This is a genomic window from Cryobacterium sp. CAN_C2 (assembly GCF_015751745.1).
Lineage (GTDB): Bacteria > Actinomycetota > Actinomycetes > Actinomycetales > Microbacteriaceae > Cryobacterium.
The window spans coordinates 82,287-94,918 of the sequence record NZ_JADOUX010000010.1 but is presented as its reverse complement, the minus strand read 5'-3'; the positions used below and the strand labels follow the sequence as shown (position 1 = coordinate 94,918).

The 12,632-nt window shown below is 63.9% G+C and carries 9 protein-coding genes; 4 read left to right on the top strand and 5 right to left on the bottom strand.

The features are described from left to right. Positions 1 to 332: 332 nt before the first annotated feature. Genes IWX77_RS09935 through IWX77_RS09925 form a run of 3 tightly spaced genes read right to left on the bottom strand, consistent with a single transcriptional unit; the run spans position 333 to position 5,666 of the window. On the bottom strand, positions 333 to 2,762 hold the full coding sequence (locus IWX77_RS09935) for an ATP-binding cassette domain-containing protein (RefSeq protein ID WP_196844348.1): 2,430 nt from the start codon (positions 2,760 to 2,762) through the stop codon (positions 333 to 335). Then, positions 2,725 to 4,887 carry a S9 family peptidase gene (locus IWX77_RS09930; RefSeq protein WP_196844347.1) on the bottom strand — a complete coding sequence of 721 codons (2,163 nt, stop codon included), beginning with the start codon at positions 4,885 to 4,887 and terminating at the stop codon, positions 2,725 to 2,727. Before IWX77_RS09930 ends, IWX77_RS09935 begins: the two co-directional genes overlap by 38 nt. Before the next feature lie 14 nt (positions 4,888 to 4,901). After that, a complete protein-coding gene (locus tag IWX77_RS09925) occupies positions 4,902 to 5,666 on the bottom strand; it encodes an SDR family oxidoreductase (protein ID WP_196844346.1) in 765 nt (254 codons plus the stop codon). Between the two features lie 167 nt (positions 5,667 to 5,833). Here IWX77_RS09925 and IWX77_RS09920 point away from each other — a divergent pair, with 167 nt between their 5' ends. The 4 genes from IWX77_RS09920 to IWX77_RS09905 all read left to right on the top strand — a co-directional run bounded on the left by IWX77_RS09920 (position 5,834) and on the right by IWX77_RS09905 (position 8,548). Further along, on the top strand, positions 5,834 to 6,337 hold the full coding sequence (locus IWX77_RS09920; protein WP_196844345.1) for an NfeD family protein: 504 nt from the start codon (positions 5,834 to 5,836) through the stop codon (positions 6,335 to 6,337). Then, on the top strand, positions 6,330 to 7,301 hold the full coding sequence (locus tag IWX77_RS09915) for an SPFH domain-containing protein (protein ID WP_196844344.1): 972 nt from the start codon (positions 6,330 to 6,332) through the stop codon (positions 7,299 to 7,301). The genes IWX77_RS09920 and IWX77_RS09915 overlap by 8 nt, the downstream gene beginning before the upstream one ends. Positions 7,302 to 7,304: 3 nt before the next feature. Then, positions 7,305 to 8,069, top strand: a complete 765-nt coding sequence (locus IWX77_RS09910; RefSeq protein WP_297413179.1) for a glycerophosphodiester phosphodiesterase family protein — start codon at positions 7,305 to 7,307, stop codon at positions 8,067 to 8,069. A gap of 110 nt (positions 8,070 to 8,179) precedes the next feature. Next, positions 8,180 to 8,548, top strand: coding sequence for an RNA polymerase-binding protein RbpA (locus IWX77_RS09905; protein WP_196844343.1), 369 nt, complete (start codon positions 8,180 to 8,182; stop codon positions 8,546 to 8,548). A gap of 72 nt (positions 8,549 to 8,620) precedes the next feature. Here IWX77_RS09905 and lnt read toward each other — a convergent pair whose 3' ends face one another. Together lnt and IWX77_RS09895 are read right to left on the bottom strand one after the other, a co-directional pair. After that, positions 8,621 to 10,147, bottom strand: coding sequence for an apolipoprotein N-acyltransferase (gene lnt, locus IWX77_RS09900; protein ID WP_196844342.1), 1,527 nt, complete (start codon positions 10,145 to 10,147; stop codon positions 8,621 to 8,623). 7 nt (positions 10,148 to 10,154) lie between these two features. Next, positions 10,155 to 12,614: a DEAD/DEAH box helicase gene (locus tag IWX77_RS09895; protein ID WP_196844341.1), complete on the bottom strand. Its 2,460-nt coding sequence runs from the start codon at positions 12,612 to 12,614 to the stop codon at positions 10,155 to 10,157. Positions 12,615 to 12,632: the final 18 nt, after the last annotated feature.

The window sequence follows — 12,632 nt, the reverse complement described above, 5'->3', positions numbered from 1 at the left end:
CGTCGCCCCGGTCTGCGACAGGCAAGTGGCTGCGGTCATTGAGCCTGGTCCGAAAAAACACGTTGAGAGCAGCCCGATCCGGCTCGACGACGGTATCCGGTCGGATGTCTGAATGGAGCTTCTGAATTGAGATACCAAGTTTGACGATGGCTCAGCGAGTAGCAGGCGAGAATGTTGGAGACGGCGACGGCCATAACGTGGGCGGTGCAGGTGGTCACGCTGAATGCTGACTGTCGACTCTGAGGTATCTCTTGACATAATGTACATTATCGGTCATGAGCCCGTGGTGCCGAGAGGGGGTGAAAAACTTGTCGCGGGTCGGCGACGGCCGGTCAGGCGCCGATGTTTGCACCGGCAGGGTTAGCATCACCCGACGAACCGACGTACGCCGCAAGGTGCTCGCCGGTGAGGGTCGACCGTGCAGCCACGAGGTCACACGGCGTGCCCTCAAAGACGATCCGGCCGCCGTCGTGGCCGGCACCCGGGCCGAGGTCGATGATCCAGTCGGCGTGCGCCATCACGGCTTGGTGGTGCTCGATCACGATGACCGATTTGCCGGAGTCGACAAGCCGATCGAGCAGGCCGAGCAGATTCTCGACGTCGGCGAGGTGGAGGCCGGCGGTCGGCTCGTCCAGAACGTAGACGTCGCCCTTCTCGGCCATCTGTGTGGCCAGCTTGAGTCGCTGCCGTTCGCCGCCGGAGAGCGTCGGCAGCGGCTGGCCGAGGCTGAGATAGCCGAGTCCAACGTCGGCGAGCCGGCCGAGGATCGTGTGAGCGGCCGGGGTCCGTGCCTCCCCCGCACCAAAGAATTCCCGGGCCTCGGTCACCGACATCGCCAGCACCTCGCTGATGTCGCGCCCGCCGAGATGATATTCCAGAACGGATGCCTGGAACCGCTTACCCTCGCAAACCTCGCACGGTATAGCGACGCCCGCCATCATTCCCAGGTCGGTGTAGATGACGCCGGCGCCGTTGCAATTGGGGCAGGCCCCGTCGGAGTTGGAGCTGAACAGTGCGGGCTTGACACCATTGGCCTTGGCGAACGCCTTGCGGATGGGTTCGAGCATGCCCGTATACGTCGCCGGGTTGCTGCGCCTGGAGCCCGTGATCCCGCCCTGGTCAACCGACACCACCCCGTCCCGGCCCGAGACCGAGCCGTGGATCAGTGAGCTCTTGCCCGACCCGGCGACACCGGTCAGCACCGTCAGCACGCCGAGCGGAATATCGACATCGACGTTCCGCAGGTTGTGTTCACTGGCACCGCGCACCTGAAGGACACCGGACGGTGTGCGCACCCTCGGTTTCACGACAGCCCGGTCGTCCAGGTGCCGACCGGTCAGCGTTCCGCTGCTTTTCAGCCCGGCCAGGGACCCCTCGAAAACGATGTCGCCCCCGTCGGTTCCTGCGCCCGGGCCAAGGTCGATGACGTGGTCCGCGATCGCGATCATCTCCGGCTTGTGCTCGACGACGAGCACCGTATTGCCCTTGTCACGCAGCTGCAGTAGCAGGCTGTTCATGCGCTGGATATCGTGGGGGTGTAGCCCAATTGTCGGCTCGTCGAGGACGTAGGTGACGTCGGTGAGGGAGGATCCCAGGTGGCGTATCATCTTGGTGCGCTGCGATTCTCCGCCGGACAGCGTGCCCGAGGCCCGGTCGAGGGACAGGTAGCCCAATCCGATCTCCACAAACGAGTTCAGCAGGTGCTGCAACGCCACGAGCAGCGGCCCGACGGACGGTTCTGCCAGCCCACGCACCCAGTCGGCGAGGTCGCTGATCTGCATCGCGCAGGCATCCGCGATGCTGATCTCGTTGATCTTCGACGATCGAGCCCCCGCACTGAGTCGGGTACCGGTGCAGTCGGGGCAGACGGTGAACGTCACCGCCCGCTCCACAAACGCACGAATGTGCGGCTGAAGCGAGGCGACGTCCTTGGAGAACATCGATTTCTGGATCTTCGGGATCAGCCCCTCGTAAGTGAGGTTGATGCCCTCGACCTTGATCTTGGTCGGCTCCCCGTAGAGCAGGTCGCCGAGTTCCCCGTTGGTGAATGCAGCGATCGGTTTGTTGGGGTCGAAGAATCCACAGCCGTTGAAGATGCGGCCAAACCACCCGTCCATGCTGTACCCGGGTATGGTGAGCGCGCCGTCGTTGAGAGACTTTGTCTCGTCGTACAGCGCGGTCAGATCGATGTCGGTGACGGAGCCGCGACCTTCACAGCGTGCACACATTCCGCCGGTGATGCTGAAACTGCGACGCTCTTTCACGGTCTGTCCGCCGCGTTCGATCGAGACCGCGCCCGCGCCGCTGATCGAGGCGACGTTGAAGGAGTAGGCCTGAGGCGAGCCGATGCGCGGCTGGCCGAGCCGGCTGAACAGGATGCGCAGCAGCGCGTTGGCGTCGGTGGCGGTGCCCACGGTAGATCGCGCGTTGGCGCCCATCCGCTCCTGATCGACGATGATGGCGGTCGTCAGCCCGTCGAGCACATCGACGTCTGGCCGCGCCAGGGTGGGCATGAAGCCCTGCACGAATGCGCTGTACGTCTCGTTGATCATGCGCTGGGACTCGGCGGCGATGGTTCCGAACACGAGTGAGCTCTTACCGGAGCCGGACACACCGGTGAACACGGTCAGCCGACGTTTTGGGATCTGAACGCTGACGTTCTTGAGGTTGTTTTCTCGTGCGCCCTGAACGCGGATCAGATCGTGGCTGTCCGCAGCCTGTGGCTCACGTGACGGGACGGCCGGTTTCGTGGTCATGCTCATCGAACCTCCTGTGATGTGAGGCGGCGGGCAGGTGGCGGGCCCACCAGTCCAGAATAATCTCGAACCGTTGCAATCGGTGCCGTGGGCGACCGGTGCGGCTGAGGTCGTGATTCTCCCCCGGAAAAATCACCAGTTCGGTCGGGACTCCCCCGCGTTTGAGTGCCGCATAGTAGCGCTCCCCCTGCGATAGTGGGCAGCGCAGGTCCTGCGCCGAGTGCAGCACGAGGGTCGGGGTTCTCACCCGACCGACCATGAACTGGGGACTTTGCGACCCCAGCAGGTCGGCATCCGTACCGACATATTCGTCACCGAAGTAGTCCCCAATATCGCTCGTGCCGACGAATGCGTCGGGGTCGAGAAAGCCGCGTTCCACGATGGCCGCCGCAAATCGGTGCTCGTGCGCGATCGTCCACGCGGTCAGGTAGCCACCGTAGGAACCGCCCATGATGCCGACCCGGTGTGCGTCGAGAGCGGGCTCAGCCTGGAGCGCGCCGTCGAGGAAGTCCACCACATCGGCCAGGTCGAGTGTGCCCATCCGCTGGCGGATGGCACGCCCATGCGCTTCGCCATAACCGGATGACCCGCGTGGGTTGCACATCACAACGGCATAGCCAGCGTCGACGTACACCTGGGTCTCATCGAGCAGCGCGCTGGTGTACTGCGCGAACGGGCCGCCATGAATGGTCAGTAGCACCGGATGCGGACCCGGTCCGTGCGGAATATGCACCCAGCCGTGCACCGGGTAGCCGTCTCGTGCGGTGACCGTGTACTCAAGGCCCGTCACGAGACCGGTGGCGCGTAGCGCCGCGCAAAAATCGGTCAGGCGCTTCGGTGCAGTGTCCTGCGCGTGCGTGCTGGCAAGGTCCGTGTGAACGAGAACGAGGTCACCGGACGTGCCGGCGGACTGGACCGCGACGACAACCGTTGCGCCCCGCGCATTCACGGCGGAGACGACAGCCGCGCCGCACTCGACTGCCTCGACCTGTCCCTGGCCGCGCACCCGAATCAACTCGACCTTTCCCCGGCTGTTGCCAAGGGCAAACACGGAGCCGTCCGGCAGCGGCGTGATGCCCCCGGAGGCATCCAGGTCGAGGCGGTCAGTATCGGTCTGGTCCGGGTCGGTCACGCGGATCGGACCTGAACCGTCAAACGGAGCGCCGACGCGGTAGAGCGCGGTAGCGCGGCCGACGAAGTCACGACCGGTGGCGCCCACGTCGCTGGCGAGCAGCCAGAGTGTGCCGTCATCGGCGCAGGCAAGGGCCGATACGCTCAGGTTCGCGGCGGACCGCAGCACGACGCGAGCCTGAGCGATCGTTTGGGCGCCATCGGTGTGGTCGATTTCAAGGTCGAGTTCGACGATTTCGCTGCGCAGATCGTTGTCTCGCCCCGCGTGGCGGGCCGAGATTGTGAGGAGACGGGATCCATCGGGCGAGAAAGCCAGCCCGGAATGATCGAAGACCCCGTCGGTCAGCTGGCGGGCGATCGGAAGCCCGGACGGCAGAACGGCGGGCACGGCGAGATCTGCGCCGTGCCCGGTGCCGGACACCGTGGAAGTCACAGTGGCCGCGGAGGGCGCGGGAGCCGGGGTCGGTTCAGCCCAGACATTGGGAACCACTGCCAAGAACACGTGCGTGCGGCGATCGATGGTGTAGCCGACCCCGTTCGACCGGTATCGCAGGGTAAGGATGCGGCGGGCCGGCTCGGAGTCCGCTGACAAGCCAGCCACCGTGCCGTACCGTCCCTGCTCGGGAACCCGGGCCACAAAAGCGATCGTGTCGCCGCTCGGATGCCAGCGAAAGTCGGTCACACCCAGGGCCGCGTCGGTCATCACCACCGGCTCGCCGCCGGCCGCGTCGACAACGTGCAGCTGCGGCGTACCACCGGCACTCGCCCGAAGAAACCCGATCAGGGTACCGTCCGGGGAGAACCGGGGCGCCGAATCCCGAAATCCCCGTGTGATGCGGCGCGGCGCCGGTTCGCCGACGAGCGCGACGGTCCAGAGCTGGCCGACATAGTCATCCGCTGCAAAATCGGCGTGTGTCCTCGAAAACACGGCCCGCGAGCCGTCGGGATGGATCGTCGGTTGGGCTACCAGTGCGAGCAGCGGCAGATCGGCGGCCTTCATCGGCTACTCGTTTCTTATTCGCCCGTGAACCCGGCCGTATCGCCGACGTAGCGGGTGTTGCCGACCGGAACCGGCTCGATGGCGGCCGTGACGATCTCCGCGGCGAACTCGCTGACGTTATAGAGGCGACCGGCCGCCTCTTTGCGGGCACTCAGGGCGCCCGGATTCGACCGCTCGAGCAGTGTTGCGGTGATAGTGCCCTCGATCATGTCGCCGGAGACGACCACGAATCCGATGCCGGCTTCTTCGAGCTGCGGTATGACGGCGCGCAAAGCGTCTTCGCCGGCCCGCTTGCTGCGGGCGACCGGCTCATACTCCGGCATGGTCGGTGTGGTCTTGATGAAGTGCGCCTGGTGGCTGGTCACGAAAACGACCCGGGAGTTGTCGCCGAGTAGGGGGATGGCCTCGTTGAGCAGGTTTACCTGGGCATCGCGGTTCAGGGTCATGGCGTAGTCCTCTGCCATTCCGCTTTCCATGCCACCCGACGCGTTCATTACGAGAATGTCGAGGCCGCCGAATTTGGCACGAATGGTCTCGCACATCAAGGCAACGTGTGAAGGATCGGTCAGGTCGGCACCGACGGTGATCGCTTCTCCGCCCGCAGCACGAATGGCCTCGGCAAGTTTGTTAGCCCGCGCTTCTTTATTACGGTAATTGATCACGACGCGCGCGCCGGCTTCGGCGAAATAATTGACCGTGTCGGCGCCGATCCCGCGGGACGAGCCGGTGACGAGTACGCGCTTGCCCTCGAGTGAACCTGTTGCAAGTGGATTGGTCACGCGTGCTCCTCTAAATTCAGTGAAATTTATGCTGCGAAAAAGGTGGCGAAACAGTGCGGTGCCAACGTCGCTTCCGACCTTATCAACAAGCCCCGGTCACTCCCCCGGCGTATTGTCCCCAGCACCTGCTAGTTTCAACGTGAAACGAAATGTGGAAGGTGTCACACATGGTCGACCTAACCGACTATCTCTGGATTTTGTGGCTCGTATTCATTCTCGTGGCCATCACCATCGAACTGCTGAGCCTGGAATTTACATTTCTCATGATTTCCATCGGCAGTCTCGGGGGTTTGGGAGCCAATCTACTCGGCCTGGACTGGTGGTTGCAGATCGTGGTTGCCGCCGGACTTTCGGTGCTGCTGCTCCTGACGATCCGCCCCTTCTTACTGCGGGCATTACGCAAGGGCGGCGATCCGGCGCTCAGCAACATTGACGCCCTGATCGGAATGACCGGCCGGGTCGTCTCGACGGTCACAGACACCGGTGGGCTGGTGAAACTGGCCAACGGTGAGACCTGGACGGCTCGTCTTCAGCCAGACGGCCCCGGCAACGCCAGCGACGACACCAGTTTTCGGGTCAGTGTTGAGCCCGGCCAGCCGGTCACCGTGCATCTCATCCAAGGCTCCACCGCCGTCGTCATTTCTGCCGAAAGGACTCAGAACAATGCTTGACCCCGCAGCTTTCATCGGTCAGATCTTCGTGATCGCCCTGCTCGCCGTGTTGGCGGTGTTCGTCATCGTTATTCTCTTGCGCGCCATTCGCATCATTCCGCAGGGCAACGCCGGGGTGGTGGAACGCCTCGGCAAATATCATAAGACGCTGCTGCCGGGTCTGAACCTGCTGGTGCCGTTCGTCGACCGGGTGCGGCCGCTCCTCGACATTCGCGAGCAGGTCGTATCGTTCCCCCCGCAACCGGTGATCACCGAGGACAACCTGGTTGTCTCCATCGATACCGTCGTCTACTTTCAGGTGACGGATGCCCGGGCCGCGACGTACGAAATCAACAACTACCTCGGCGCGGTCGAACAGCTCACCACGACCACCCTGCGCAACGTGGTCGGCGGATTGAACCTTGAAGAGGCGCTCACCAGCCGTGACAACATCAACAGCCAGTTGCGCATCGTGCTCGACGAAGCCACCGGCAAATGGGGCATTCGCGTGGGCCGAGTCGAGCTCAAGGCGATCGAACCACCCCACTCCATCCAGGATTCCATGGAAAAGCAGATGCGTGCAGAACGTGATCGTCGCGCCTTGATCCTGACCGCCGAAGGCACCAAACAGTCCGCCATTCTCACCGCTGAGGGAGCACGCCAGGCGGCAATCCTCGAAGCAGAGGGCGATGCCAAAGCGGCGGTTCTGCGCGCGCAGGGCGAGGCCGAGGCAATCACGACCGTGTTCCGGGCCATACACGACGGTGATCCCGACCCGAAGCTGCTCGCTTACCAATACCTGCTCACCCTGCCCAAGCTCGCCGAGGGCAGCGCCAATAAACTCTGGATTGTGCCGAGCGAACTGACCGAAGCGATGAAGGGTATCGGCAGCGCGTTTGGTGCGAATGTCCAGAACCCGGGGACGGCGCCGTCCGCCCCAGCGGCACCGTCAGCATCCGCTACACCCGCAGCGCCGCAGGTGTAGCGGGTGGCCGAGAGCGCACAGTCACTATTTCTGACCGCACCGTATCCACGGATACTCGCCCACCGCGGTCTCGCCCAAGAGGCGCCGGAAAATACCCTTCTGGCCTTTGTGAAGGCCCTCGCGGGCGGGGCGACCCACCTCGAGACCGACGTGCACGTGTCCCGCGACGGTGTGGCCGTCATCAGCCACGACCGCGACCTCACGGGGCTGGGACAGGACGTACGCATCGACCAGCTGACCCTGACCGAACTGAAACGCATCAACCTGGGCTACGGGCAGTCGTTGACGTCCCTGGCCGAGGCCCTCGAGGCGTTTCCTTCCGCACGGTTCAATATTGATATCAAAACGGATGCCGCAGCCGAGCCGACCGCCCGCGCGATACGGGACCAGCGAGCAACAGCTCGGGTGCTCGTGACCTCGTTCAACGAACCGCGCCGTCGACGCGTGGTTGGCCTGCTGCCCGGCGTGGTCTCGTCGGCCTCCTCATTGTTAGTGGCCCGGGCCGTAGCCGCGACGAATCTGGGCCTCACAGCCGCCGTTCGACGCGCCCTGCAGGGCTGCGTCGCAGTGCAGGTGCCCCAACGGGCCGGGCCCGTTCGAATCGTCACTCCCCGTTTCATTGACATGATGCACCGAGTGGACGTTGAGGTGCACGTGTGGACCATTAATGACCCGGTCGACATGATTCGACTCCTCGACCTGGGTGTTGACGGCCTTGTCACGGATCGCACCGATCTTGCTGTGATCGCCAGTACTCGCCGAACCTGAGAGTTACCTCCCAGAACGCGGGTCTGGGAAGGTTAACGCCCAGCTTGATGGTTTACAACTGTGAAGGCATCGTGATCGAACTGTGATCGCGATCGAGAGGAGACCACACGATGGCTGACCGTAGTTTGCGTGGCATGAGATTAGGCGCACAAAGCCTACAGAGCGAAGAAGGCGTCACCTTCTCTCCCCGGGTCGCTCACACCTACCGGTGTGAAACGTGCGGGCGTGAGACGGTTATGATTTTTTCAGCCGAAGCTGAGGCTCCGGACGAGTGGGAATGCAAGTATTGCGCACGGACAGCGACCAGACTCGTGGACTCCCTGCCGGTAATTGTTGACCACTCCGACGAGAAGATTCCGCGGACCCACTGGGACATGCTGCTGGAACGTCGCACCAGGGACGAACTCGAAGAGTTGCTTGAAGAGCGCCTTTCCGTGTTGCGTCTTCGCCGTGGCGGCCAGCAGAAGATCGGCGCTTAACCGCCGATTGCACCGCTAACGACCCCGCACCTCGTGGCGGGGTCGTCGTTGGTTAACCGGCGGGCGACACGACTAGCGGCATCGTGGGCGCCGGGCGGCACCGGCGCAGAGGGCCAGACCCGCCAGACCCAGCCCCGACACGAGCCATTCGATGCCCCGGCCGGCCATCATCGCTGGTGTGATGGTATCGCTCAGCGGCACCGTTCGGACCATGGCCCCCGCCGTGAAGGTCGGCAGGCTGTCGAGGGTCTGTCCGTCCGGAGTGATGATGGCGCTCGATCCGACGGTGGAGATATTCACCACCGTGCGTCCTGTCTCCACCGCGCGCAGCCGGGCGATGGCGAGCTGTTGCACGCTCTCGTCGGTGTGCCCGAAATCGGCATTGTTGGTTTGGGCGAGAATAATCTCCGCTTTGTCGTCGATCATCTCGTGCACGAGCTGATCGTCGGCGATGTCGAAGCAAATCGCGATACCGGCCAGAACCCCGTTGATGTCGAAGATGTTGTCCCGAGTGCCGATGCCGTAGTCCCGGCCGATGAGGTCGATCAGTTCTGGGGCGAATGGTCGCCAGAAGGCCCGATCCGGCATGTATTCCGCAAAGGGAACCGGATGCACCTTGTCGTAGACGTCAACGGCACCACGGCCGGCCTCCCAGAGCAGGGAGCTGTTGTAATAGGTGTTTTCGGGCTTGGTGATGGTGCCGGTAATGAGCGGGACATTCATTTCGGTGCTGATGTAGTCGAGCACCTGCGCAGCGGCCGTTGACCGGGTCGGGTCGATGTCGCTCGCGTTTTCCGGCCAGACCACAAAATCAACCTTCTCGCCGATCAACGGCAGGGTGGCCGAGGTGTGGTCCTGCAAAATTTGGCCCGGCGAGTACTCGGCGAACAGTCCGGCATCCGCGTTACCCTGCACGGCGGCGAGGCGGGCCGTGCCGCTCTCGATGGTCGGCCAGGCCGGGACGACGAGGATCACGGCGACGGCGCCGACGCCAACGCCCGTACGCAGCGTTCGCGCCAGATCGGGTTCGCGGGCCAGTTGCACGGCGAGAGCGCTCAGCCAGACCATCATGAAGCTCAGCCCGGACATGCCCACCCAGGCCACGAGCGGTCCGAACGGACTCTCCGATTGCGACAGGGCAACTCGTCCCCAGGCGAAGCCGCCGTAAGGCCAGACAGCGCTGATCGCTTCGCGCGCCGTCCACAGGCCGGCGATGATCACCGGCACGACCCCGAGACGGGCCCAGACGCTCGGCCACACCCGGGGACCGTAGCGCAACACGACGGCAATGAAACCGAGTCCCACGGCAAAGAACAGGCTTTCCAGCCCTCCGAGCGCAAACCACGGAACGAGGCCGAGGTACAGCGTGATCCAGAAAATATGGGTCAACCAGAATGACAGTCCGGCGGTCAGTCCCACGAGCACTCCGGTGCCGAAGCTGCGACCGAGCAGGGCGACAAGCATCAGAGCTATACCGACCGGCGCGAGAAACCACCAGTCTCGATCCGGAAAACCGGCATCAAGAACCACTCCGGCACCGGCTGCGACGAGAACGGATGCCCACAGCGGCAGACTGAACGTGCGCTCACTCCCCCACATGGCTGGTTCAGGCTACCGAGGAATACGCGACGATGCCGCGACGGATCGCGTCCATGGCCGCCCGAGCGGTCGGCCCGACCTGCCCGTCGCCGGCACTGGAGAGTTGGTCGAGCAGGTCAATGGTCTGTTTGGTCCAGCGCACGAAATCCCCGGCCGCCATCTCCGCCTCGTAGAGCACGTCGCTCAGTGACGCGCCGCGAGCCCACTTCCACATTGCCAGGCTGAGGCCGACAGCGAGTGGGTTACTGCCGGGCAGTTGGTGGTCGCGTTCGAGGTCGTCGATGCGGCTCCACAGGTCCTCGGTTTCATCGAGGGCCGGTCGGAACGGTCCCTTGGGCAGGTAGCGGGCATCGATGAGCCCCTCTTCGCGGCGTGGTTCAAAGACGAGCGCGCACGCCATCGCGGCCAGGCTCGCAGCATCGAGGTCCTTCCACAGGCCTCGGCGCAGGGACTCGGCGACGAGCAGGTCCCGCTCGGCGTAGATGCGGCGCAGGATGCGTCCACTCTCGCTGAGCGCGATCGTGCCGCCCGCATCGGATTCGAGGTAGCCGTAGCCGAGAAGAACGTCGGTGACCCGGTCGAATACCCGGGCGATGGCTCCGGTGCGCTGGGAGATCTGCTGGTTGAGGGCATCCGTTTGGCGCTTGAGTTTGAACCAGCGTTCTGCCCACCGGGAGTGCGCCTCGCGGTCGGGACAGTGGTGGCAGCCGTGGGCGCGCATCTGTTTGCGCAGGCTGGCCACCTCACGCTGGCGTTTGTCACGCTCACCGCGCAGGGAATTGTCGGCTTTGGCGCCCTCACGTTCCAGCTCGGTGAGACGCCGCCGAATGGACGAATACTCCTCGAAATTGCCGAGGTGGCAGGTCATGCTGGTCTGGAAGCCTGCTAGGGACTCCTCGTGCTGACGCACCGAGCGGGCCAGGTCGACGACAGCGCGATCGGCCTGGAATTGGGCGAACGACGATTCCAACACGCCGCGCGTGCGCGCGACCCCGAACTGGTCGATGAGGTTGACGGCCATGTTGTAGGTCGGCTTGAAACTCGAATTCAGAGGATAGGTGCGCCGGGAGGCGAGCGAGGCCACGGCCTGTGGATCCAGTCCTTGTGCCCACTGAATCACGGAGTGGCCGAGGGTGTCGATTCCGCGGCGACCGGCACGACCGGTGAGCTGGGTGTACTCCCCCGGGGTGATCGGCACGCGAGCCTCCCCGTTGAACTTCTCCAGCTTGTCGAGAACGACCGTGCGGGCCGGCATGTTGATGCCGAGGGCAAGCGTCTCGGTGGCAAACACGGCCTTGACCAATTTCTTTTGAAACAGCTCCTCGACGACCTCCTTGAACGCCGGCAGCAGACCGGCGTGGTGGGCGGCGACACCGCGTTCGAGACCGTCGAGCCACTCGAAGTAGCCGAGCACGCCGAGATCTTCGTCGAGCAGGGTGCGGCATCGGTCGTCGACGATTTGGCGAATTTCGTCACGCTCGTGTTCTTGTGTCAGACGCACCCCGGAGCGGAGCACCTGCCGCACGGCCTGGTCACAGCCGACCCGGCTGAAGATGAAGAAAATGGCCGGTAGCAGATGTTTGCCGTCGAGCATGCGCACGATGTCGCCGCGATCCATTCTGCCGGCGTCGAACTGCGGGCGTTGCTTGTCGTGTCCCCGGTAGCCCCCGGAGGAGCCGCCCTGGCGGCCGGGACCGCGGCCGCGGCCGCCGGCCGAGCGCCCGCCGGCGTGCGCCAGACGAACGAGCTCGGGGTTCACCCGATGAGTGCCGATCAACCCGGTGGAATCGAACAGGTCAAGCATATTGTTCTTGACGAGCACATGCTGCTCGAGCGGGACCGGCCGTTCCTCAGATACAATCACGTCTGTTTCGCCGCGGACAGCCTGCAACCAATCTCCGAATTCTTCCGCGTTCGACACGGTGGCACTGAGCGACACCATGCGCACCGGCTGCGGCAAATGAATGATCACTTCTTCCCACACGGCCCCGCGAAAACGATCGGCGAGGTAGTGCACCTCGTCCATCACCACGAAGGCCAGGTCGGTAAGCAGATCCGAATCGGCGTACAGCATGTTGCGCAGCACCTCGGTCGTCATGACCACGATGCGTGCTTTCGGGTTGACATTGCTGTCTCCGGTGAGCAACCCGACCTGGTCCGCACCGTACTCACCGACGAATTCCTGAAATTTCTGATTGCTGAGCGCCTTCATTGGCGCGGTGTAGAACACTTTCGCTCTGGACTGCTGCATCGCCAGATAAATGGCAAATTCGGCCACGATGGTCTTGCCGGCTCCGGTTGGGGCTGCAACGAGCACACTATTGCCGGCTTCCAGGCAGGCACAGGCCTCCCGCTGAAACTGGTCGAGGTCGAATTTGAGCCTGCTCTCGAAAGCCAGCAGCTTCGGCTGGCTGGCCCGGATGCGCGCGGCCGAATACCGTTCGGCCGGTGATTGCGTGTGCGTCACGTGATCCTTCACAAATTG

Coding starts and splice junctions, on each gene's coding strand:
- IWX77_RS09935 (WP_196844348.1), bottom strand. CDS start 2,762: ATGAGCATGACCACGAAACCGGCCGTCCCGTCACGTGAGCCACAGGCT.
- IWX77_RS09930 (WP_196844347.1), bottom strand. CDS start 4,887: ATGAAGGCCGCCGATCTGCCGCTGCTCGCACTGGTAGCCCAACCGACG.
- IWX77_RS09920 (WP_196844345.1), top strand. CDS start 5,834: ATGGTCGACCTAACCGACTATCTCTGGATTTTGTGGCTCGTATTCATT.
- IWX77_RS09915 (WP_196844344.1), top strand. CDS start 6,330: ATGCTTGACCCCGCAGCTTTCATCGGTCAGATCTTCGTGATCGCCCTG.
- IWX77_RS09905 (WP_196844343.1), top strand. CDS start 8,180: ATGGCTGACCGTAGTTTGCGTGGCATGAGATTAGGCGCACAAAGCCTA.
- lnt (WP_196844342.1), bottom strand. CDS start 10,147: ATGTGGGGGAGTGAGCGCACGTTCAGTCTGCCGCTGTGGGCATCCGTT.